The following is a 21395-nucleotide window of genomic DNA, read 5'->3' as shown; positions in this document are numbered from 1 at the left end:
GGTACGGCAGCGGTGATGGATCAGGGTGCGTCGGAGATGTCGAGCTTGTTCACCTTGATGCGGGAGGTGTCGAACTCCCAGGCGACATAGAACTTGCCGGGGGCGTACTCGTCGGCCATCGGGTAGGTGTCCCAGCCGGCGCCCGTGGTGCCCTGCTGATCGGGGTCCTTGTCGGCCGTCGCGCCGTTGGCGAAGAACTTGCCGGCGCTCCATGCGGCGCCGGGGCGCTTGGTCTTGTAGTTGAGGACGTCCCGGTTCGTGGCGGTGTTGTAGATGGACAGGTACTGGCCGTTGCTGTCCTTGACGAACTGGACCTTGGAGTTGAGGCTCGGCAGGTTGGTGTCGAGCGTGAAGGGCGTCCAGGTCAGACCGCCGTCGGAACTCGTGGCCGTCGCCGCGCGGGTCTGGGTGCCGATGCTGCGGGCGACCATGACCAGCTTGTTCGGGTCGTCCTGCGAGACGGCGATCTGGGGTTCGGCGGCGTCGAGGTTGTTCGGGTCCGGCACGATGCCGCCGGCCGTCCAGGTCTTCAGGTCCGAGGAGATCAGCACGCCGTTCTCGCGGCCCGAGGCCCAGAACGGGATGACGTGCTTGCCGTTGGCCAGCTGGACCGGGCGGCCGGCGAAGATGAGGTTCGCGAGTCCCTCGTCGGCGGTCGTGTCCGGGAGGTCGAGCGGCATGGTGACGGGGTAGTTCTGCCAGGTGTGACCCTCGTCGGTGCTGCGCTTGACCACGATGGCGTCGATCGGGAGGCCGGAGTTGTTGGTGTCCGACGACTTGGTCCGGCCGAGGTAGGCGAAGAGTTCGTTGCCCGTCTGGTAGAGGACGACGAAGTGCCAGGAGTACTCGCTGGTGTCCTGGGCGAGGACCTGGGGGTGACTCCACTTCGTGCCGCCGTTGGTGGTGTACGCGTACCGGATGTAGCCGTGGTCGACCTGGCCCGGGACGATGCCCTCCCGCCAGGCCACGACCGCGTTGTTCGCGCTGGTGGCGATGATGTCGGGGGTGCGGGGGCCGTCGCCCTCGGTGGCTGTGTTGATGTGGGCGCTCGATTCGCCCGACGTGCCCTCGGCGGAAGCCGGGCCCGGCAGGAGAAGGCCGGTCAGGACGGCGAGGACCAGTGCGGTCAGGAGTACGGGCAGGGCCCGCTTGCGGGTCACCACAGCCATTGCTGGTCCTTGTTCGTGTCGCTGCAGCCCCACTGGATGGCCTCCGTGCCGACGGTCGTGCTGGTGTTGGGAATGGCGAGGCACAGGCCGGTCTTCGCGTTCCTCAGCCGCTCGGTGCCGTCGTGGAGCCAGACCTGTTCGTCGCCCTGCTCGGTGCCGCAGCCCCACTGGATGGCCTTGACGCCGGGGGTCGTGCTCCCGCTGGGGATGGCCAGGCACTTGCCACTCGCCTTGTTGACGACGTGGTAGCCGCCGCCGGTCATCGGCTGGAGCGACCAGTAGTTGCTGTCGCTGTAGCTGCAGGTCCACTGGACCATCACGGTGCCGTTGGTCGTGCTGGAGCCCGGGTTGGCCAGACAGAAGCCGGTGCCCTGGTTGTAGAGGCGGGCGTTGACCGCGGCCTCGGCGGCCTCGGCGGCCTCGGCGGCCTCGGCTGCCGGCGCCGAGCCGGTCAGTGACGAGCCCGTCAGCACGGACGCGCCTATGAGGGCGGTGGCCGCCAGAGTGACGGCCGCCTTTCTGTGCAGGTTCATGACAGGAGAGATTCCTTCGCTACTTCAACGGCCGGGTGTCACCAGGCCCACTGCTGGTCGGTGTTCGTGTTGCAGGTCCACTGGATGACCTCGGCGCCATTGGTCTTGTCGCTGTTGGCGACGGCCAGGCATCTGTCGCTGTTCACGTTCCGCAGGCGGTTGGCACTGTCGTGGATCCAGCGCTGGTCCAAGTTGTCGTTACAGGGCCACTGGATGACCTGAGTGCCGTTGGTCAGACTGCCGTTGGGCATGGCCAGGCACATCTGGCTGTTCTCGTTCGTGATCTTCACCGAGCCGGACGGCAACGCCTCGATCTTCCACATCTGCTCGCTGCCGGAACCGCAGGTCCACTGGATCAGGCCGGTGCCGGCCGTCTTGCTCGCGTTGGGGACGGCCAGGCACTTTGTGGTCCCGACGTTGTCGAATCGCGCGTAGACGGCCGCCGCGTCGGCCGGCGTGGAGAAGGCCAGGGCGCACACGATCGTGGCGGCGGCCGCGGAGACCCGGGTGATCATCTTTATGGACATGGAAGTCAGGGCCCTTCTGTATTCGTTTCCACGCATCCCTCAGCAACTGCCTGATCAGGATGCGAGTTGATCGTCGAGACTGTCGTTAGCCGTGAGTCCACTGAGACTTGGCGGTGCGTCTACTCCCGCACAGCGAGTGCCTGAAGCCGGTACTCCTTGGGTGACACCCCGTACGCGGCGCGGAAGGTGCGGGTGAAGTCGGAGGCGCGGGGCAGGCCCCAGCGGGTGGCGATGGTGTGGATCGGCGCGGTGCGCAGGGCTGGGTCCGCCAAGTCGCGGCGGGCGCCCTCCAGTCGTCGTCGGCGGATGCAGGCCGCGACTGTCTCCCCCCGTGCCGCCTCCTGGAAGAGGCGGTGCAGGTAGCTGAGCGAGATGTGGTGTGCGGAGGCGATGACGGGCGGTGTCAGATTCGGGTCGTGCAGCAGGTCGAGGAGGACTGTCCCCAGGCGCGGTGCGTCGGACGGCCGCAGGGTGTCGGCCTGCCGGTCCAGGCCGGTGAGGAAGCCCGTCAGCAGAGCGCCGATTCCCTCCCGCCCGGACAGCCGTCTGCCCGACAGCTCCCGGTGTGGTGGCACATGCATCAGTGCCTTGGGAACCTCTACGCCGACCCCCCTGCAGGCGCGGCGTTCGCCGTCGCTGTACGACTGCACGTCACCCGGCCGTGAGCTGTCGGCCAGGTACAGGTCGCCCGGGCCGTACGTGTCGTATCGTCCGTCGTGGTCGACAGCCAGCCCTCCGTCGAGCACCAGCCTCAGGTGGTACAGCTCGGGGTCGGACTGCCGCACCATTTTCGCGTTCCGGCGGAACCGCGACGGCAGGAACGACGTCGGCCACACGGTCACCGGTCCCAGCTGCAACAGCCGCTGCTCCGCCCAGTGGTCGGCGGCGTGGTCACTGGTGAGGTCGGCGGGTGCGACGGTTCGGCCGACGCGCTTTCGCCAGAGGTCGAACCTGTCCTCCACAGGCACGTCCTCGCTCCGGAACAGCGTCCCGATCATCCCGCCCCGCCCCACCCGTCACTGAATCCCCGTCAGACGGATGGTGCGCCGGAAAACCCTTCCGGTCGTGAACACCGGGTGGATTCGAGGGGAAGAGATCCCCTCGCACTGCTCAATGTGTGGAGACGGCCTCACCCGGCAGTGAAAGGTCCACATCGACCACGCGGTCGTCGCCCGCGTGGGTCGCGGACGAGGCGAGCGGGCCGTGGCCGGTGGCCTTCGCCGCCAGGACGTACGCGCCCTCGGCCGGGACCGTGAGGGCGTAACTGCCGTCCTCCGCCGAGAGGGTGGCGCCTGCCTGCCGGCCCCGCCGGTCGATCAGCGTCACCTTCGCGCGGGCGACCGGAGCGCCCTCGGCGTCGAGGACGCGGCCGTGGAAGGCGCGCAGGACCTCTTCCGCGCGGGCCAGGTTGGCGTCCTCCTCGCTGCTCGCGCGCAACTGCGGTCCCGCGGCCCGGCGCTGCTTCGGCAGGAAGAGGGCGAACAGCAGGCCGACGGCCACGGCGCCGGTCGCGATCAGGAAGGAGACGCGGAAGCCCTGCATGGTCGGGACGGCGACGCCGTTCACGTTGTTCGCGGTGTTGGCGAGCACCATGCCGATCACGGCGCTCGACGTCGACGTACCGATGGAGCGCATCAGCGTGTTGAGGCCGTTGGCCGCGCCCGTCTCCGAGGCCGGGACCGCGCCGACGATCAGCGCGGGCAGGGAGGAGTAGGCGAGGCCGATGCCGGCGCCCAGCACGACCGCGATGACCAGAGCCTGCCAGGCGGCGCTCATCAGGCCGAGCCCGGCACCGTAGCCGATCGCGATGATCAGCAGGCCGATGATCAGCGTGACCTTGGTGCCGTACTTCGCCGACAGGCGGGCGTAGACGGGGGCCGTGAACATCATCGTCAGGCCCAGCGGGGCGACCAGCAGACCCGCGACGACCATCGACTGGCCGAGGCCGTAGCCGGTGCTGGTGGGGAGCTGGAGGAGCTGGGGCAGGACGAGGGAGACGACGTAGAAGGAGACGCCGACCATGATCGAGGCGAGGTTGGTGAACAGCACCGCGGGGCGGACGGTGGTGCGCAGGTCCACGAGGGGGGCCGTGGTGCGCAGCTCGTAGACGCCCCACAGGAGCAGTACGGCGGCGGACGCGGCGAACAGGCCCAGCGTGGTGCCGGACGCCCAGCCCCAGTCGCTGCCCTTGGTGATGGGGAGCAGGAAGAGGACCAGACCGAGGGAGAGGCCGAGCGCGCCCGGCAGATCGAAGGAGCCCTCGGCACGCATCGGGGACTCCGGTACGAGGAGGAGGGCCAGGACGATCGAGAGGACACCGAGGCCCGCGGCGCCGTAGAAGAGGGCGTGCCAGTCGGCGTGCTGGGCGACCAGGGCCGCCGCGGGCAGTGCGAGTCCGCCGCCGACGCCGATCGAGGAACTCATCAGGGCCATCGCCGAGCCGAGCCTCTCGCGGGGCAGCATGTCGCGCATCAGGCCGATGCCGAGCGGGATCGCGCCCATCGCGAAACCCTGGAGCGTACGGCCGACGATCATGGGGAGCAGTGCGCTGGTGACGGCACTGACCAGCGCGCCGACCACCATGACGGCGAGGCTCAGGATCAGCATCCGCCGCTTGCCGAACAGGTCCCCGAGCCGGCCCATGATCGGCGTGGCCACCGCTCCGGAGAGAAGCGTCGAGGTCAGGACCCAGGTGGCGTTGCTGGGCTCGGTGTCCAGCAGCTGCGGCAGATCCTTGATGACCGGGACGAGCAGGGTCTGCATCACCGCGACCACGATGCCCGCGAAGGCGAGTACGGGGACCACGGCCCCCTTGGCCGTTCTTCCGGTGAGCTGCTCGTTCGTCGTACGTGTCATGTGTAGCTTGAACTCGGTGCGCCTGAGCAACTATTCCGATGCTTTGGCTCGCTAACGAATTCTTGACCTTCTCTTGGGAGGGCCGGACAGGTCCTAGGGCGAAATCCCGATGCCAGGAGCGTGCGGCGGTTGAGAGCATGACATCCATGCTTGGAGCTGCCGAGGTTCCCACCCGCACATCCCGCCGCGCCGCGCCGCCCACCTGGCTGGTGGTGGCGCTGGCGTGCGCCGGACAGTTCCTGGTCGTGCTCGACGTGTCCGTCGTGAACGTGGCGCTGCCGTCGATGCGGGCCGATCTGGGGCTGAGCGGCTCCGGACTGCAGTGGGTGGTGAACGCGTACGCGATCGCCTTCGCCGGGCTCATGCTGCTCGGCGGGCGGGCCGGGGACCTGTACGGGCGCAAGCGGATGTTCCTGGTCGGGCTCGCCCTGTTCACGCTGGCCTCGCTGGCCGGCGGACTGGCCCGGGAGGGCTGGGAACTGCTGGCCGCCCGGGCCGTACAGGGACTCGGTGCCGCGGTGCTGGCGCCCTCGACGCTGACGATCCTCACGGCCGCCGTCCCGGAGGGCGCCGCCCGGGCGCGGGCCATCGCGACCTGGACGGCGGTCGGCGCGGGCGGCGGAGCCGCGGGCGGTCTCGTCGGCGGGCTGCTGGTCGACGGACTGTCGTGGCGGTGGGTGCTGCTGATCAACGTGCCGATCGGCGCGGTCGTCCTGCTCGGTGCCCTCCGGTGGCTCCCGGAGAGCCGCGCCGGGGACGGGCGTCGGCTGGACCTGCCGGGCGCACTGCTGGTGACGGCGGGGCTCGGCACGCTGGCGTACGGGATCTCGCAGACCGAGGCCTCGGGGTGGACGTCGGCGGCGACCCTGGTGCCGCTGGTTGCGGGACTCGCTCTGGTCGGGCTGTTCCTGCTGGTCGAGGCGCGTACGGCCGCGCCGCTCATGCCGCTCGGACTGCTCGGCCGGCGGGCGGTGTCGTCGGCGAACGTGGCCATGTTCCTCAGCGGCGCGGCCATGTTCTGTATGTGGTACTTCATGACCCTGTACGCACAGAACGTGCTCGGCTACACGCCGCTCGAAGCCGGGCTGGCCCTGGTGCCGAGCTCGCTGGCCGTGGTCGCCGGCTCCAAACTCGCGCCGCGTCTGATGCGGAGAGCGGGGGAGCGGAACGTGGCCGTGCTGGGGACGGTGGTGGCCGCGGCCGGGTTCGGGTGGCAGTCGACGATCAGTGCGGAGGGGGCGTACCTGACGGCGATCATGATCCCGGGAATCCTGATGATGCTCGGCGCCGGGCTCGCGGCCACCCCGCTGGCCGCGCTGGCCACGTCGGGAGCGCCCGCGGGGGAGGCCGGACTGGTCTCCGGGCTGATCAACACCTCCCGCACGATGGGCGGTTCGCTGGGTCTCGCGGTGATGTCGACGATCGCGGCGGCACGGACGGAGGGCGGCGGGGGGCCTGCGGCGCTGACGGAGGGGTATGCGTTGGCGTTCCGGGTGAGTGCGGGGGTGCTGGGGGTGGGGGCGGTGATGATGGCGGTGTGGTTGCCGCGCCGGGGTGGCTCCGTCGGCGCACAGAGCTGACGCGGTGTCAGGAGCCTTCACAAGTGTGGTGGGCTCGGCTATACAGGGGGCGCCGGACTGGAACGCGTTCTAGAACGGCCCGTGACGACCTCGGTGCGGCCGACGGTGCGGACGGCCGTACCGGGGTCTTGGAGACGACAGGAGCCCCATGCCCATCGACGCAGCCAAGGCGCTCGCCGCCGAACCCCGGACCGGCGAGATCACCTGGGACCGGAAGGACGTCCAGCTCTACCACCTCGGCATCGGCGCCGGCGTCCCCGCCACCGACCCCGACGAGCTGCGCTACACCCTGGAGTCCCGGCTGCATGTGCTGCCCAGCTTCGCCACCGTCGCGGGAGCCGGCTCGCCCGGGGTGATCAGCAGCCTGTCCATGCCCGGCATCGAGGTCGACCTGGCGCGCGTCCTGCACGGCGGCCAGTCCCTGGAGGTCCACCGCCCCATCCCTGCGGAGGGCACCGCCACCGCCACCGGCCGTATCGCCGCCGTGTACGACAAGGGCAAGGCCGCCGTCCTCGTCATGCGCACCGAAGTCGCCGACGCCGACGGGCCGTTGTGGACCAACGACGCGCAGATCTTCGTACGGGGAGAGGGCGGCTGGGGTGGCGACCGCGGGCCGTCCGCGCGCCTCGACCCCCCGGGCGGTGCGCCCGACCGTACCGTCGAGCGGCACATCCGCGAGGACCAGGCCCTGCTCTACCGCCTCTCCGGCGACTACAACCCCCTGCACGCCGACCCCGAGTTCGCCAAGGTCGCCGGGTTCGAGCGGCCCATCCTGCACGGGCTGTGCACCTACGGCATGACGCTCAAGGCGGTCGTCGACACGCTGCTCGGCGGTGATGTGACCCGGGTGCGCTCCTACACCACGCGGTTCGCCGGGGTCGTGTATCCCGGCGAGACCCTGCGCATCCGTATGTGGCGGCAGAAGGCGGCCGTCCGGGTGGCCGTGAGCGCGGTGGAACGGGGTGACGTGCCCGTTCTCGCCGACACCGTCGTCGAGCACTCGTGAAGCACTCTTCGTGAAGCACTCCTGAGGGGAGCCGCACCATGCGCGCAGCCGTACTGCACGAGATAGGTCAGGACAAGCTGGAGGTCCTCGACGACGTCGAGGCGGTGGGGTTCGGCCCCGGCAAGGTGCGCATCCGGGTGCGGGCGACCGGGCTGTGCCACTCGGACCTGTCGGCGATGAACGGCGTACTGCCGCAGCCGGCGCCGTTCGTGCCGGGGCACGAAGGGGCGGGGGAGATCCTCGAGGTCGGCGAAGGCGTGCGCGGTCTGAGCGTCGGCGACCGGGTCGTCGTCTGCTGGCTGCCCGCCTGCGGCGCCTGTCCCGCCTGCCGCCGCGGACAGACCGAACTGTGCCTGGCCGGGTTCATGAACGCGGGCACCCCCAACTACAAACGTCCCGGCGGGGACCTCTTCGGCTTCGCGGGCACCGGCACCTTCGCCGAGGAGGTCGTGGTCGACGCCGGCTGCGCGGTGCCCATCCCCGACGACGTGCCCTTCGACATCGCCGCCCTCATCGGCTGCGGGGTGACCACAGGGCTGGGCGCCGCCCTCAACACGGCCGACGTGGAGGCGGGTTCGTCGGTCGCCGTCATCGGCTGCGGCGGCGTCGGCATCTCCGCGATCCAGGGCGCGCGGCTGCGGGGCGCCGCCGAGATCGTCGCCGTGGACCCGGTCCCGGCCCGCCGCGAGGCCGCGCTGAAGTTCGGGGCCGGCAGGGCGGTCTCGCCGGACGAGCTGCCCGACGCCAAGCAGCAGGTCACCGGCGGCGAGGGCTTCGACTACGTCTTCGAGGTCGTCGGCAGGTCCGCCACCGCCCGCACGGCGTACGAGAACACCCGGCGCGGCGGCACCCTCGTCGTCGTCGGTGCCGGAGCCATGGACGACTTCCTCCAGCTCAACATGTTCGAGCTGTTCTTCGACGAGAAGCGGATCCTGCCCTCGATGTACGGCGGCGGAGACGTCCTGCGCTCCTACGAGCGGACCATCGCCCTGTGGCGCGCCGGCCGCATCGACCTGGCCGGACTGATCACCCACCGGGTGCCGCTCACCGAGATCAACGAGGCCCTCGACCAGATGCGCACCGGCACCGCACTGCGTACCTGCATCGAGATCTGAGCCGAAGCCGAGCCGAAGGGACCTCATGTCACTGCCACTCGAGGGACTGTCCGCGATCGTCACCGGCGCCGGACGCGGGCTCGGCCGGGCCGAGGCGCTGGAACTCGCCCGGCTCGGCGCCGCCGTCGTCGTCAACGACCACGGGCAGCCCGGCCGGGACGGCACCGGCGAGGCGTCCGCCGGGCCCGCCGAGGACACCGTCGCCGAGATCCGCGCCGCGGGCGGCACGGCCGTCGCCCACACCGGGGATGTCGCCGACTTCCAACAGGCGAATCAACTGGTCGAGTTGGCGATCGGCGCGTTCGGAAAGCTGGACGTCCTGGTAAACAACGCGGGCATCCTGCGCGACCGCATGGTCTTCTCCATGGCGGAGGACGAGTGGGACTCGGTGATCCGGGTCCACCTCAAGGGCCACTTCAACACCATCCGTTTCGCCGCCGCGCACTGGCGCGAGCGATCCAAGGCGGCGGGCGGGCCGGTGTTCGGGCGGATCGTGAACACCTCCTCGGAGGCGTTCCTGGCCGGTTCCGCGGGACAGCCCAACTACGCGGCGGCCAAGGGCGGGATCGTCGGCCTGACCACCTCCACGGCCCTCGCGCTCGCCAAGTACGGCGTGACGGCCAACGCCATCTGCCCGCGCGCCCGCACCCGGATGACCGAGGACGTGTTCCAGCCGGCGGGCGCCGACGGCCTCGACCCGCTCGCCCCCGAGCATGTCGCCCCCCTCGTCGGCTACCTGGCCTCGCCGGCCGCCGCGCGGATCAACGGGCAGCTGCTCGTCGTGCACGGCGGCATGGTGGCCGTTGTCGAACGGCCGCGGGTGCAGGCGCAGTTCGACAGCAAGCAGGACACCTTCACGTACGAGGAACTCGACGCGCTGCTCACTCCGCACTATGCGGACCGCCCGCCGGGGGAGACGTTCGCGGCGGTGGAGGTGCTGGGGCTGAAACGGGAGCAGGACATGGAAAGGCCCCGCTCACCTTGAGGCGAACGGGGCTGCTTCCCAAGCCGATTGACGTGCCGTCAGGCCGCCGTCTCGGTCTGCTGCTGCACCGGCTTGCGGTGCCGTCCACGAGGGGCCGACTCGGCGTCGTGCGTCGAGACCGGACCCCGGTGCCGGCCGTGGCCGGAGGGCTCCTGGCGGTCGGCGGGCAGCGGCTGGGACGTGCTGGCGTCGCTCATCGGAAGAATTCACCCCGTCAACATGATCTTTCAAACAGCCGGGTGAGTGTAACCGGGACACCTCGGGCCGAATCCAGGCGCACACGCCGACCGCCACTACTTCGTTACCTACTCGCCATACGCCCCGCCAGCGGCGCCTCCTGCAACGGCACCGGACGTGCGGCAACAGGTTCCGGAGGATCCGGTTCCGACGGCTCCGCGAAGGCGTGAGCCGCGCCGTCCGGGACCGGATCCTCCGGGCTCGTGTCCCCCGTTTCCGCGGGCGCCGGCGCCTCCCTGGGCGCCGCCCACGCCGCCACACCGCAGGGCACCGTCTCCGTGGCGTACGGAAGCCGCAGCACTCCGTCCCTCGTCCACAGCCCGGCGCCCGCCAACCACCCCTCGGGCGCGGCCAGCTGCCGTACGTGCCGGTCGGCGGGCCGCCACACCCCGACCCAACTGCCCGCCGGGCCGTCGATGCGCAGCCCCACCCCGCAGCTCTCCGGGGTCAGCACCTGCCCCGGCTCGATCGCGAACGGCGTCACCGCACAGTCGGCCGCCACCCGCAGGCACTCCGGGAACCGCACCGGCAGCGTGCTGCCCAGCACCCCCCAGCCCAGCCTGCCGCCGTCGCCCGGACAGGGCGCGTCGGAGCGGATGAGCAGCAGCCCGCTGTCGGGGTCGGCGAGCAGCAGCCGGTCGTCGCTGTCGACGGCGATCTGCAGCAGCGGCGACACCTCGCCGTCCCGCCCCAGATCCACCACGACCGCCTTGGTCCGGCCGTCGGACTCCCGGTCCAGGGCCAGCATCCGCCCCGTCCGGTCCAGCCACACCCCGCCGGAGCAGCGCCCGGGGATCTCGGCGAGGTGCTCCGGCCCGAAGGCGCCGCCGGCCACCAGCCACACGGCACTGGAGAGCCGGCCGACGGCGAGGGCGTAGGCTCGGTCGCCGCCCGGCGCGGGCGGCAGCAGCCGCAGCCGGGTGCCGTCGTCGGGGCACTCGACCGCGCCGAGCGGGAGTTCGCCGGTGCCGGGGCCGGTCGGGTACAGCAGGGAGAAGGTGTGCCGCCCGTCGGTGAGGCGGCGGATCAGCACCCGTCCGTCGCCCATCGGCTGCACCTCCGTGCCGGGCTCCTCGGGCTGGTTGCCGGGCAGCGGCACGGCGTACGGCTCGGGTCCGTCCAGCGTCCAGCGCTCCGGGAACAAGGAGTCGCCGCTACGGGCGAGGCGCGCGGCGTACGAGCCGTCCACCGTGATCACGCAGCCCGCCGGCCGGGACCAGTCGTCGTGCTGGTCGGTGGCAGGCTCCGTCGCACAGACCGTCATCGTTCGGTCACCTCCGGCGACGACGCTAGTTTTCGTACGCACAGACGGGGGACCGCCCGACGGCTGCTTCACACATAAGGGTGGCCACATGCCGGTTTACCTGAGGTGACGGGGGCGGGTGTGCTGGGCGGGATGGTGGCGGCATCGGTTCAGCCGTGCAGAACAGCCAGGTAGCCTGTGTCCCGTGCCCCGTCTGTCTGAAGTCATCGCCGCGCTGGAGACGCTGTGGCCCGCCGAGCGGGCCGAGTCCTGGGACGCGGTCGGCACCGTGGTGGGTGATCCGGACCAGGAGGTCTCCCGCGTCCTGTTCGCCGTCGACCCGGTGCAGGAGATCGTCGACGAGGCGGTGAAGCTGGGCGCCGACCTGCTGGTCACCCACCATCCGCTCTATCTGCGTGGTACGACGACGGTCGCGGCGAGCCACTTCAAGGGCCGTGTCGTGCACACCCTCATCAAGAACGACATCGCGCTGCACGTCGCCCACACCAACGCCGACACGGCGGACCCGGGCGTCAGCGACGCGCTGGCCGGCGCGCTGGACCTGCGTGTCGTACGACCCCTGGTACCGGACCCGAGCGACCCCGACGGCCGCCGGGGCCTGGGCCGGGTCTGCGAACTGGACCATCCGCTGACCGTCCGCGAGCTCGCCGCCCGCGCCGCCCAGCGCCTGCCCGCCACCGCGCAGGGCATCCGCGTCGCCGGCGACCCCGAGGCGACCGTCCGTACGGTCGCCGTGAGCGGCGGATCCGGCGACAGCCTCTTCGACGACGTACGAGCGGCCGGCGTCGACGCCTTCCTCACCGCGGACCTGCGCCACCACCCGGCCTCCGAGGCCCGCGCCCACAGCCCCCTCGCGCTGCTCGACGCGGCGCACTGGGCCACCGAATGGCCCTGGTGCGAGCTGGCCGCCGCCCAGCTCGACGAGATCTCCGACCGCCACGGCTGGGACCTGCGCGTCCATGTCTCCAAGACGGTCACCGACCCCTGGACCGCCCACGCGGCCTCACCCGATTCGACAGCAGGAGCCCCCAACTGAACGCCGCGCCCGCCGACCAGATCCGACTCCTCGACGTCCAGGACCTCGACGTCCGCCTCCAGCAGCTGGCGCACAAGCGGAGGTCGCTCCCCGAGCACGCCGAGATCGAGTCGCTGACCAAGGACCTCACCCAGCTGCGCGACCTCCTCGTGGCCGCGCAGACCGAGGAGAGCGACTGCGCCCGCGAGCAGACCAAGGCCGAGCAGGACGTCGACCAGGTGCGCCAGCGCGCCGCCCGCGACCAGCAGCGTCTCGACTCCGGCGCCGTCACCTCGCCGAAGGACCTGGAGAACCTCCAGCGCGAGATCACCTCCCTCGCCAAGCGGCAGGGCGACCTGGAGGACGTCGTCCTGGAGGTCATGGAGCGCCGCGAGTCCGCGCAGGAGCGGGTGGGCGAGCTGACCGAGCGGGTCTCCTCCGTCCAGTCGAAGATCGACGACGCCACCGCACGCCGGGACGCCGCGTTCGAGTCGCTGGACGGCGAGGCGGCCTCGGTCACCAAGGAGCGCGAGGTCATCGCGGGCTCCATCCCCGCCGACCTGCTGAAGCTCTACGACAAGCTGCGCGGGCAGCAGGGCGGCATCGGTGCGGCCAAGCTCTACCAGCGCACCTGCCAGGGCTGCCGCCAGGAGCTGGCCATCACCGAGCTGAACGAGATCCGCTCGGCCGCGCCCGACACGGTGGTCCGCTGCGAGAACTGCCGCCGCATCCTGGTGCGCACCTCCGAGTCGGGGCTGTAAGGGGCGTACGGGGTGCAGGAGTTCATCGTCGAGGCCGACGGCGGTTCCCGGGGCAACCCGGGGCCCGCGGGCTACGGCGCCGTGGTGATCGACGCGGCGACCGGCCGGACGCTGGCGGAGGCCGCGGAGTACCTGGGCACCACGACGAACAACGTCGCCGAGTACCGCGGTCTGCTGGCCGGCCTGCGCGCCGCCCACGCCCTCGACCCGACGGCCGGGGTGCACGTCCGGATGGACTCCAAGCTCGTCGTCGAGCAGATGTCGGGCCGCTGGAAGATCAAGCACCCCGACATGAAGCCGCTGGCCATGGAGGCGGGGCGGGTGTTTCCGCCCGGCCGGGTGACGTACGAGTGGATTCCGCGGGAGCAGAACAAGCAGGCGGACCGGTTGGCGAACGAGGCGATGGACGCGGGCGCACGCGGCGAACAGTGGACGTCGTCGGCGATCGCGCAGCCCACGGTTCCCGAGCCGTCGGGCCCGCCGGGCGACGCGGTGGCGGGCGCGGCGAGAGTGCGCGCGGCGCTGGCGGAGCGTTCCGCGGCTTCTCCCGCCGAGGGTGTGCCGGGCAGCGGTTCCGCGAAGGCCGACGCCGACGTGCGTGCCGCGCGTACCGTGGCCACGCCGACCGCCGGCTGGGGTGCCCCCGATCTCGGCGCCCCCGCCACCTTCGTGCTCCTGCGGCACGGCGAGACGCCGCTCACGCCGCACAAGCGCTTCTCGGGCAGCGGCGGAACCGACCCCTCCCTCTCCGACGTCGGCCGGGAGCAGGCCGAGCGGGTGGCCGCGGCACTGGCGAGGCGCGGGACGATCCAGGAGATCGTCGCCTCCCCCCTCGCCCGTACCCGCGAGACCGCCGGTGTCGTCGCCGCCCGCCTCGGCCTCGACGTCAGCATCGACGACGGCCTGCGCGAGACCGACTTCGGCGCGTGGGAGGGGCTCACCTTCGCCGAGGTCCACGAGCGTCATCCGGACGACCTGAGCGCCTGGCTCGCCTCCCCGGACGCCGAACCGACCGGCGGCGGCGAGAGCTTCGCGGCGACCGCCACCCGGATCGCCGCCACCCGCGACAAGCTGGTCGCGGCGTACGCGGGCCGCACGGTCCTGCTGGTCACGCACGTCACCCCGATCAAGACGTTCGTACGGCTCGCCCTGGGCGCCCCGCCCGAGTCCCTGTTCCGTATGGAACTGTCGGCCGCCTCCCTGTCGGTGGTTGCGTACTACGCCGACGGCAACGCCAGCGTCCGCCTCCTCAACGACACGTCCCACCTGCGCTGAGCCCGGCCGCCTGACGGGCCAGCTCCTCGATCCGCCCCCAGTCCCGCGCCGCCACCGCGTCCTCGGGAACCATCCAGCTCCCGCCCACACAGCCGACGTTGGGCAGTGCCAGATACTCCGGAGCGGACGCGAGCCCGATCCCACCCGTCGGGCAGAACCGTGCCTGCGGCAGCGGCCCGGCGAGCGACTTCAGATACGCCGTACCGCCCGCCGCCTGTGCCGGGAAGAACTTCATCTCCCGCACCCCGCGCTCAAGCAGCGCCACGACCTCCGACGTGGTCGACACCCCCGGCAGAAACGGCACCCCGGACGCCGTCATCGCCTCCAGCAGTACGTCCGTCCAGCCCGGGCTCACCAGAAAGCGCGCCCCCGCCGCCACCGAATCCGTCACCTGAGCGGGCGTGATCACCGTGCCCGCCCCGACCACCGCGTCCGGCACCGCGCCGGCGATCGCCCGGATCGCGTCCGGCGCGGCCGGCGTCCGCAGCGTCACCTCGATCGCGGGCAGTCCCCCGGCGACCAGCGCACGCGCCAGCGGCACGGCGTCGGCGGCGTCCCGGACGACGACCACGGGGACGACGGGAGCAAGGTCAAGAACAGAGACGGTCATGGACGTCATCGTGCCCGTGGTGTGCATCATCTGCAAAGAGCGTTGCGCATGATGCAACGAACTCAGTGGATCTCGTCCACCAGCACATCCAGCCCCCACGCCGTGCCCGCCTTCACCGGAGGCTGCGCCTCCACCTCGTACCCGAGGTCCCGCAGCGCCTCCACCAGCTCGGCAGGACCCTTCGGCATCGCCCCGGCCGACAGCAGGCTGCGGACGATCCGCCCCTTGGTCGCCTTGTTGAAGTGGCTGACCACCTTCCGCGTCGGCGCGTGCAGCACCCGCACGGTCGCCGTCCGCCCGGCGAGCTCGCCCTTCGGCCGCCACGCCGCCGCATACGCCGAGGACCGCAGGTCCAGCACCAGCCCGCTCCCGGCAGCCTCGGGCAGCGCGGCGGCCATCGGTGCACGCCAGTGCGCGCCCAGCGCGCCGAGCCCCGGCAGCTTCACGCCCATCGAGCAGCGGTAGGAGGGGACGCGGTCCGTCACCCGGACGGCACCCCACAGCCCGGAGAAGACCAGCAGGGAGCGTGCGGCACGCCGCTTGGCGGCCGGGTCGAGGGAGGCCAGGTCCAGGGCGTCGTACAGCACACCCGTGTAGATCTCCCCGGCGGGCCGCGCCCCGGCGGTGCGCAGCTCCGCGTTCTTGGCGGCCTCCCCGCGCAGTCCCTCGCTCAGCCCGAGCACCTCGCGCGCCTTGACCTCGTCGCCGGCGCAGAGTTCGACGAGTTCGTCGAGCACCGCCGAACGGGCGTCGTTGAGCCCCGGCAGTGAAAGCGACTCCAGCTTCAGCGGGGCGCCACGGCCGGAAGGGGCCTTGCCTTCCGAGGGCGGCAGCAGGACAAGCACGCGTACTCCTCACCTAGAACTCTGCGACAGAGGTTACGGCGTGCCACCGGGGTGCCCCCGCCCTACGCTCGCTGTATGCCCCGCCGCCCCATCCGAGTGACCGGCGCCCCCGACACCCCCCTCAGGGCCGCCCTCGCCGCGCTGCGTGCCGAGCTCGGTGTGTCCGACGGCTTCCCGGCCGAGGTCCTCGCCGAGGCCGAACGGGCGGCCAAGGCCCCCGCACTGCCGTCCTACGACGCCACCGACATCCCCCTCTTCACCATCGACCCTCCCGCCGCCACCGACCTCGACCAGGCGCTCCACCTGTCCCGGCAGGGCACCGGCTACCGCCTCCGGTACGCCATCGCGGACGTCGCCGCCTTCGTCGTACCCGGCGGCCCGCTCGACGCCGAGACCCACCGGCGGGTGATGACCCTGTACTTCCCGGACGAGAGGAGTCCGCTGCACCCGGCGGTCCTCGGCGAGGGCGCCGCGAGCCTGCTGCCGGGACAGCCCCACCCCGCCGTGCTGTGGACGATCGACCTCGACGCGGACGGCCGTACGCTCGCCGTCGACGTCCGCCGCGCCCTCGTCCGCAGCCGGGTCAGACTCGACTACGCGGGCGTGCAGCGGGAGATCGACGCGGGGACCGCCGAGGAGCCGCTCGCCCTCCTGAAGACCGTCGGGCTGCTGCGCGAGCGGCTGGAGACCGAGCGCGGCGGCATCTCGCTGGGCGTGCCCGAGCAGGAGATCGTCGAGCGGGACCACACCTACGAACCGGCCTACCGCGCCCCGCTCCCCGCCGACGGCTGGAACGCACAGATCTCCCTGCTCACCGGCATGGCCGCGGCCGACCTGATGCTCTCCTACGGCACCGGCGTCCTGCGCACCCTGCCCACCGCCCCCGACGGCGCAGTCGGCCGCCTGCGCCGCACCGCGCACGCCCTGCACATCGACTGGCCGCACCACGTCTCGTACGCCGAACTGGTCCGCTCCCTCGACCCGCACGACCCCCGCCACGCGGCCTTCCTGCACGAGTGCACGACCCTGCTGCGCGGCGCCGGCTACACGGTCTTCCGCAACGGCGCGCTCCCGCCGATCACCACGCACTCCGCCGTCGCCGCGCCCTACACCCACTGCACGGCCCCCCTGCGCCGCCTCACCGACCGGTACGCCGCCGAGATCTGCCTAGCCGCCGCCACCGACCAGGACCCGCCGGACTGGGTGCTCGCCGCGCTCGACGCGCTGCCCGCGGAGATGGCCGAGGGCGCACGGCGGGCGGGCACGGTGGAGCGGCAGTGCGTGGACATCGTCGAGGCCGCGCTGCTCAAGGACCGGGTCGGGGACGTCTTCACGGGCGTCGTGGTGGACCTGGAGGAACGCCACCCGACCGTCGGGACCGTGCAGTTGGAGTCCCCGGCCGTCATCGGCCGGATCGAGGGCGAACACCTCCCGCTGGGCGAACGCCTGCAGGTCCGCCTCACCCAGGCAGATCCGGCAGCGGCAAAGGTGCGCTTCGCGCCTGCGTGATCTCCGCTACGAGGGTGGCGGCGTCGTCGGCGTACACGCGCACGACGCGCACCTCGCGCCGCCGGCCCAGGAAGGTGGTGTGCGTGACGGGTTCGGCCAGCTCCAGCGTGACCGTCGTCTGCCCGCCGACCTCGACGTCGAGTTCGCCGTCGGCCTTCCCGTGGGTCGTGCGCAGCTCCCGCCGTACGGCCGCGATCCGGTCCAGCGGTATCCGCAGGTCGAGATGGGCGGCCTTGCGGATCCGCAGTGCTCCGGGCTCCAGCACGTGCGGACGGACCACGGACGCCGCGTGCAGGCCGATGACGATCAGTACGGTGTACACGTCCAGGAACAGCACCACCCGGTGCACGGCCGGCCAGCGGTGCAGCAGCACGGACATCACGACCGTCTCCACCACACACACGTACGCGAACCCGAACAGGACGGCGCGCTGCCCGCGCGCATACCCGAAGGCGCGTCCACGGCCGGTGCCGTCGGTCCGCCGGGCCACCCACAACACCAGGCTCACGAACAACCGCAGCTCATGCCGGAACAGCCGGTACGCCGTCCTCATCGCCGCTCCTCCGACACGATGCGCAGCGCCCGGCGGATGGCCTCCGCCTGGGCCGGGGCCAGGTCCGCGTAGAAGGCGCGCAGGAAGCTGTGGCCGTGATCGACGGGTTCGGCAGGGAGTATCTCGGGCGGCAGCAGGTCGGCGAGGGCCTGCGCCGCTTCGTCGACGCGCGGGTCGTTCGGGGCGGCCTCGGCGAGCGCGTCGAGCAGTGCGTACGCCTCATGCGCCCGCGCCACCGCCGCCGGGCTGTCCAGTGCCCCGCGCAACGCGCCCATCAGCCGTTCCCGGTCCTCCGGAGATGCGGCGGTGTCCAGCAGCGCGAAGATCTCCCGGTCCTTGGCGGCCATGGGGGAGTGGGAGGAGGCCTGACCCATCCCGGAGAACAGCTCGGCCAGCTCCGGCGACACGGGCCCCTCGTCCGGCAGCCGCTCCGCGTCGAGCAGCGCCCGCAGCCGCGCCCGCCGCTCCCGGATCGCCGCCTCCTGCCGCGCCAGATCCGCGTCGAGCTCCTCCAGCACCTCACTCAGGTCCCGCCCCGCGTCGTCCGCGAGCACATCCCGCACCTCGGCGAGCCCGAGCCCCAGCTCCGTGAGCCGCCGGATCCGGGCGAGCACGACGGCGTGCCGCAACGTGTAGTCCCGGTACCCGTTGGACAGCCGCTCCGGCTCGGGCAGCAGGCCTTGGTGGTGGTAGTGCCGGACGGTCCGCGTGGTGACGCCGACGGCCGCGGCGAGTTCTCCGATCCGCATGCCTTCAGTAGAGACGTTGACGTTGCGGCAGGGTCAAGCGGCCACCGTCGAGGGAACGGCTCGCGAACCAAGGCGGGGTGATCCGCAGATGTGCCGGCCTGCGAGCGACCGATGGAGAGAGGGCATCACGGCCGTGGCACTGGACCCGCCCCTTCGGCAAACCGCTCGCCCTCCCGGAGCCGTTCACCTTCGGCCTGGACACGTCGGACTTTCTCTGAGCCCCACGGCGTTGCACCCCTCGGGGGTGTGAGATGAGCGCACAGGAACAGGCCAGCTGGACCAGGGCACGACTGGGCCGCTCAGGCCCGCCCCTCGACCTGCTCACCGCCCGCTTCGCCCGGCACGTCTACGCCCCGCACGCCCATGAGGAGCTCACCGTCGGTGTCACCGTCGGCGGGCTCGAGGTGATTGCCTACCGAGGCGGCCGTATCCACTCCGGCCCGGGTTCCATCGTCGTCCTCGAACCCGGCGAGATGCACACGGGCGGCCCCGCCGCCCCCGACGGCTACGCCTACCGCGCCCTGTACACGGACCCGTCCCTGCTGGGCGACGGCACCTTCGGCGGGCTCCCGCACTTCCGCGAGCCCGTCCTCGACGATCCGGAACTCGCCCGTGCCCTGCGCGCCGCGCACACGGACATCGCCCGCTGCCCCGACCCGCTGGAGGCCGAGTCCCGCCTGCCCTGGCTGCTCACGGCCCTGGCCCGCCGCCACTCCACGGCCCGCGCGACCGACGACACCGTCCCCGGCGCCGACCGCATCGCCCACGCCGTACGCGACCGCCTCGCCGACGAACTCCTCGCACCCCCCTCCCTGGCCGACCTCGCCGCCGAACTGGGCCTGTCCCGCTACCAGCTCCTACGGGCCTTCCGCACGACGATGGGGATACCGCCGTACGCCTGGCTGGCCCAGTACCGGGTGCACCGGGCCCGCCGCCTGCTGGAGTCCGGGCTGCGCCCGGCGGAGGTCGCGGGCCTGGTCGGCTTCGCGGACCAAGCGCACCTGACCAGGTGGTTCCGGCGGGTGCTGGCGGTGACGCCGGCGGCGTACCGCAACAGCGTTCAAGACAACAGGGACTGACCGGACCGACACTCCCCGCATGACTGCACGCGGCTGGTTCCTGTTCTCCCTCATGGGAGTGGTCTGGGGCATCCCCTACCTCTTGATCAAGGTGGCGGTGGACGAGATGTCCCCGTCGATGGTGGTTTTCACGCGGTGCGCCTTGGGCGCGGCGCTTCTGCTCCCGTTCGCCCTCCGTCAGGGAGGCCTGACCCGCACGGTACGGGCGCACTGGAAGCCCATGCTGGCCTTCGCGTGCATCGAGATCATCGGCCCCTGGTGGACCCTGACCGACGCCGAGCGCCATCTGTCCAGCTCCACGGCGGGCCTGCTGATCGCAGGCGTGCCGATCGTCGGCGTGGTCCTGGCCCGCTTCTTCGGCGCGGCGGAACGGCTGGGCGCCCGCCGCATCACGGGCTTGTCCCTGGGCCTGGCAGGAGTGGCGGTCCTGACCGCCCCCCCATCTGACGGGCGGCGACGCGCGCTCCCTGGCGGAGGTGCTGCTGACGGTGCTGGGCTACGCGACGGCTCCCCTGATAGCCGCCCGCCACCTGAAGGACGTCCCGTCGCTCCACCTCATAGCGCCCTGTCTGACCCTGTCGGCGCTGGTCTACGCCCCCGCGGCGGCGGCCACCTGGCCCGCGGAGATGCCGTCCACGCAGGCCCTGGCCGCCCTGGTGGCCCTGGGCGTGATCTGCACGGCGATAGCCTTCGTCGCGTTCCTGGAACTGATCAAGGAGGCGGGCCCGACGAGGGCCACGGTGATCACGTACGTGAACCCGGCGGTGGCGGTGACGGCGGGCGCCGTCCTCCTGAACGAGCCCCTGACGGCCTCGATCGCGGTCGCCTTCGCGCTGATCCTGACGGGCTCGGTCCTGGCCACGGCTGCCGGTCCGACGAAGCGCACACGCCCGGTACCATGGTCGACACGGCAGACGAGCCGGGCGGACGGCCGCGTGGAGTCCCCTTAGCGGGGCTTCCCGAGGAACGTCCGGGCTCCACAGGGCAGGGTGGTGGCTAACGGCCACCCGGGGTGACCCGCGGGACAGTGCCACAGAAAGCAAACCGCCGGGGGCTTCGGCCCTCGGTAAGGGTGAAACGGTGGTGTAAGAGACCACCAGTGCCCAGGGTGACCTGGGCAGCTAGGTAAACCCCACCCGGAGCAAGGTCAAAAGGAGCGTCGTAAAACGCGCTCTGCGCGGACGTTCGAGGGCTGCCCGCCCGAGTCCGCGGGTAGACCGCACGAGGCCGACGGCAACGCCGGCCCTAGATGGATGGCCGTCGCCTCCGGGCCCGCGAGGGCCCGGGGGAACAGAACCCGGCGTACAGCCTGACTCGTCTGTCTTCACTGCCCCGACCTGGGAAACTCCCCGATCGGGGCCGTTCCGCGTCGGGACGGACTTCCCGCTTCGACCCGCGGATTTCCCGGGTGTTCCCACGGGAGTGTGCACTGATTGTGCACTGGGGCGGCACTCCCCTGGAGCGTGATGGGCACGCCGCCGGGGCTGAGGGGCCCATACGGGTGTAGCCGCGGCAGCCCCACCTCCCCTCCCAGCCGTGCGCGGCAGGCCCCTGTGACCGCAGAGCGCGTGGACCGCCCTTGTCCCACGCCTTTCTCCATCGCTTGCACCGAGCGGACGCTGACGCGCAGGTCTGGCAGGCGACGCCAACCCACTCCCCGGTCACCGGGCGCGGGTGGTGTCCTGCGCGTGGTGCAAGTGATCAGTCGTCTGACGCTGCTGCGAGAA

Annotated in this window: 20 protein-coding genes, 1 other RNA gene and 2 pseudogenes; 12 read left to right on the top strand and 11 right to left on the bottom strand. The window is 71.8% G+C overall.

Going from position 1 to position 21395, the window contains the following annotated elements; all coding sequences use genetic code 11:
• Positions 1-20: 20 nt before the first annotated feature.
• The 5 genes from ACFV7R_RS12720 to ACFV7R_RS12700 all read right to left on the bottom strand — a co-directional run bounded on the left by ACFV7R_RS12720 (position 21) and on the right by ACFV7R_RS12700 (position 5085).
• Positions 21-1169, bottom strand: a complete 1149-nt coding sequence (locus ACFV7R_RS12720; RefSeq protein WP_385263025.1) for a sialidase family protein — start codon at positions 1167-1169, stop codon at positions 21-23.
• Positions 1157-1702 carry an RICIN domain-containing protein gene (locus tag ACFV7R_RS12715; RefSeq protein WP_385263023.1) on the bottom strand — a complete coding sequence of 182 codons (546 nt, stop codon included), beginning with the start codon at positions 1700-1702 and terminating at the stop codon, positions 1157-1159. Before ACFV7R_RS12715 ends, ACFV7R_RS12720 begins: the two co-directional genes overlap by 13 nt.
• 38 nt (positions 1703-1740) lie before the next feature.
• Positions 1741-2229, bottom strand: coding sequence for an RICIN domain-containing protein (locus ACFV7R_RS12710; protein WP_385263021.1), 489 nt, complete (start codon positions 2227-2229; stop codon positions 1741-1743).
• A gap of 119 nt (positions 2230-2348) precedes the next feature.
• A complete protein-coding gene (locus tag ACFV7R_RS12705) occupies positions 2349-3227 on the bottom strand; it encodes a helix-turn-helix domain-containing protein (protein WP_385263019.1) in 879 nt (292 codons plus the stop codon).
• A 112-nt stretch (positions 3228-3339) separates the two neighbouring features.
• The gene (locus tag ACFV7R_RS12700) at positions 3340-5085 is read right to left on the bottom strand and encodes an MFS transporter (protein ID WP_385263017.1); all 1746 of its coding nucleotides are present in this window, start codon (positions 5083-5085) and stop codon (positions 3340-3342) included.
• A 137-nt stretch (positions 5086-5222) separates the two neighbouring features.
• Between ACFV7R_RS12700 and ACFV7R_RS12695 the strand changes: the two genes are divergently transcribed.
• The 4 genes from ACFV7R_RS12695 (at position 5223) to ACFV7R_RS12680 (ending at position 9771) form a co-directional block, all read left to right on the top strand.
• The gene (locus tag ACFV7R_RS12695) at positions 5223-6665 is read left to right on the top strand and encodes a DHA2 family efflux MFS transporter permease subunit (RefSeq protein WP_385263015.1); all 1443 of its coding nucleotides are present in this window, start codon (positions 5223-5225) and stop codon (positions 6663-6665) included.
• Between the two features lie 148 nt (positions 6666-6813).
• The gene (locus tag ACFV7R_RS12690) at positions 6814-7671 is read left to right on the top strand and encodes a MaoC/PaaZ C-terminal domain-containing protein (protein ID WP_385263014.1); all 858 of its coding nucleotides are present in this window, start codon (positions 6814-6816) and stop codon (positions 7669-7671) included.
• Between the two features lie 38 nt (positions 7672-7709).
• The gene (locus ACFV7R_RS12685; protein ID WP_385263012.1) at positions 7710-8786 is read left to right on the top strand and encodes a Zn-dependent alcohol dehydrogenase; all 1077 of its coding nucleotides are present in this window, start codon (positions 7710-7712) and stop codon (positions 8784-8786) included.
• Positions 8787-8811: 25 nt separating this feature from the next.
• Positions 8812-9771: a 3-oxoacyl-ACP reductase gene (locus ACFV7R_RS12680; protein WP_385263010.1), complete on the top strand. Its 960-nt coding sequence runs from the start codon at positions 8812-8814 to the stop codon at positions 9769-9771.
• Between the two features lie 38 nt (positions 9772-9809).
• Here ACFV7R_RS12680 and ACFV7R_RS12675 read toward each other — a convergent pair whose 3' ends face one another.
• A complete protein-coding gene (locus ACFV7R_RS12675; protein WP_385263008.1) occupies positions 9810-9968 on the bottom strand; it encodes a hypothetical protein in 159 nt (52 codons plus the stop codon).
• Between the two features lie 104 nt (positions 9969-10072).
• Positions 10073-11272 carry a hypothetical protein gene (locus ACFV7R_RS12670; RefSeq protein ID WP_385263007.1) on the bottom strand — a complete coding sequence of 400 codons (1200 nt, stop codon included), beginning with the start codon at positions 11270-11272 and terminating at the stop codon, positions 10073-10075.
• A gap of 184 nt (positions 11273-11456) precedes the next feature.
• Here ACFV7R_RS12670 and ACFV7R_RS12665 point away from each other — a divergent pair, with 184 nt between their 5' ends.
• Genes ACFV7R_RS12665 through ACFV7R_RS12655 form a run of 3 tightly spaced genes read left to right on the top strand, consistent with a single transcriptional unit; the run spans position 11457 to position 14323 of the window.
• Positions 11457-12308: a Nif3-like dinuclear metal center hexameric protein gene (locus ACFV7R_RS12665; protein ID WP_385263005.1), complete on the top strand. Its 852-nt coding sequence runs from the start codon at positions 11457-11459 to the stop codon at positions 12306-12308.
• Complete coding sequence (locus ACFV7R_RS12660) at positions 12305-13048, top strand: zinc ribbon domain-containing protein (protein WP_385263362.1); 744 nt, start codon at positions 12305-12307, stop codon at positions 13046-13048. Before ACFV7R_RS12665 ends, ACFV7R_RS12660 begins: the two co-directional genes overlap by 4 nt.
• 12 nt (positions 13049-13060) lie before the next feature.
• Positions 13061-14323 (top strand): bifunctional RNase H/acid phosphatase, encoded by a 1263-nt coding sequence (locus tag ACFV7R_RS12655; protein ID WP_385263002.1) that lies wholly within the window; start codon positions 13061-13063, stop codon positions 14321-14323.
• Here the strand turns inward: ACFV7R_RS12655 and eda are convergent.
• Together eda and yaaA are read right to left on the bottom strand one after the other, a co-directional pair.
• Positions 14298-14942 (bottom strand): bifunctional 4-hydroxy-2-oxoglutarate aldolase/2-dehydro-3-deoxy-phosphogluconate aldolase, encoded by a 645-nt coding sequence (eda, locus tag ACFV7R_RS12650; protein WP_385263361.1) that lies wholly within the window; start codon positions 14940-14942, stop codon positions 14298-14300. The genes ACFV7R_RS12655 and eda overlap by 26 nt on opposite strands.
• Before the next feature lie 53 nt (positions 14943-14995).
• Positions 14996-15778, bottom strand: a complete 783-nt coding sequence (gene yaaA / locus ACFV7R_RS12645) for a peroxide stress protein YaaA (RefSeq protein WP_385262999.1) — start codon at positions 15776-15778, stop codon at positions 14996-14998.
• 75 nt (positions 15779-15853) lie between these two features.
• Here yaaA and ACFV7R_RS12640 point away from each other — a divergent pair, with 75 nt between their 5' ends.
• A complete protein-coding gene (locus tag ACFV7R_RS12640; RefSeq protein WP_385262996.1) occupies positions 15854-17287 on the top strand; it encodes an RNB domain-containing ribonuclease in 1434 nt (477 codons plus the stop codon).
• Here the strand turns inward: ACFV7R_RS12640 and ACFV7R_RS12635 are convergent.
• Both ACFV7R_RS12635 and ACFV7R_RS12630 read right to left on the bottom strand, forming a co-directional pair.
• Complete coding sequence (locus ACFV7R_RS12635) at positions 17238-17840, bottom strand: hypothetical protein (protein WP_385262993.1); 603 nt, start codon at positions 17838-17840, stop codon at positions 17238-17240. The genes ACFV7R_RS12640 and ACFV7R_RS12635 overlap by 50 nt on opposite strands.
• Entirely contained in the window at positions 17837-18589 is a 753-nt protein-coding gene (locus ACFV7R_RS12630) for a MerR family transcriptional regulator (RefSeq protein WP_385262990.1), read from the bottom strand. Before ACFV7R_RS12630 ends, ACFV7R_RS12635 begins: the two co-directional genes overlap by 4 nt.
• A 251-nt stretch (positions 18590-18840) precedes the next feature.
• On the opposite strand from ACFV7R_RS12630, the gene ACFV7R_RS12625 reads away from it, so the two are divergent.
• The 4 genes and pseudogenes from ACFV7R_RS12625 to rnpB all read left to right on the top strand — a co-directional run bounded on the left by ACFV7R_RS12625 (position 18841) and on the right by rnpB (position 20989).
• A complete protein-coding gene (locus ACFV7R_RS12625) occupies positions 18841-19668 on the top strand; it encodes an AraC family transcriptional regulator (RefSeq protein WP_385262987.1) in 828 nt (275 codons plus the stop codon).
• Positions 19669-19687: 19 nt separating this feature from the next.
• Positions 19688-20041: pseudogene (locus ACFV7R_RS12620) on the top strand (EamA family transporter); the annotation flags it as partial.
• Positions 20042-20144: 103 nt separating this feature from the next.
• A pseudogene (locus ACFV7R_RS12615) lies at positions 20145-20468 on the top strand (EamA family transporter); the annotation flags it as partial.
• A 115-nt stretch (positions 20469-20583) separates the two neighbouring features.
• Positions 20584-20989, top strand: an RNA gene (gene rnpB / locus ACFV7R_RS12610) — RNase P RNA component class A.
• Positions 20990-21395 lie beyond the last annotated feature (406 nt).

This window comes from Streptomyces sp. NPDC059866 (assembly GCF_042731325.1).
GTDB lineage: Bacteria > Actinomycetota > Actinomycetes > Streptomycetales > Streptomycetaceae > Streptomyces > Streptomyces flavusporus.
The sequence above is the reverse complement of the archived record's forward strand: the minus strand, read 5'-3'. Positions and strand labels throughout refer to the sequence as shown.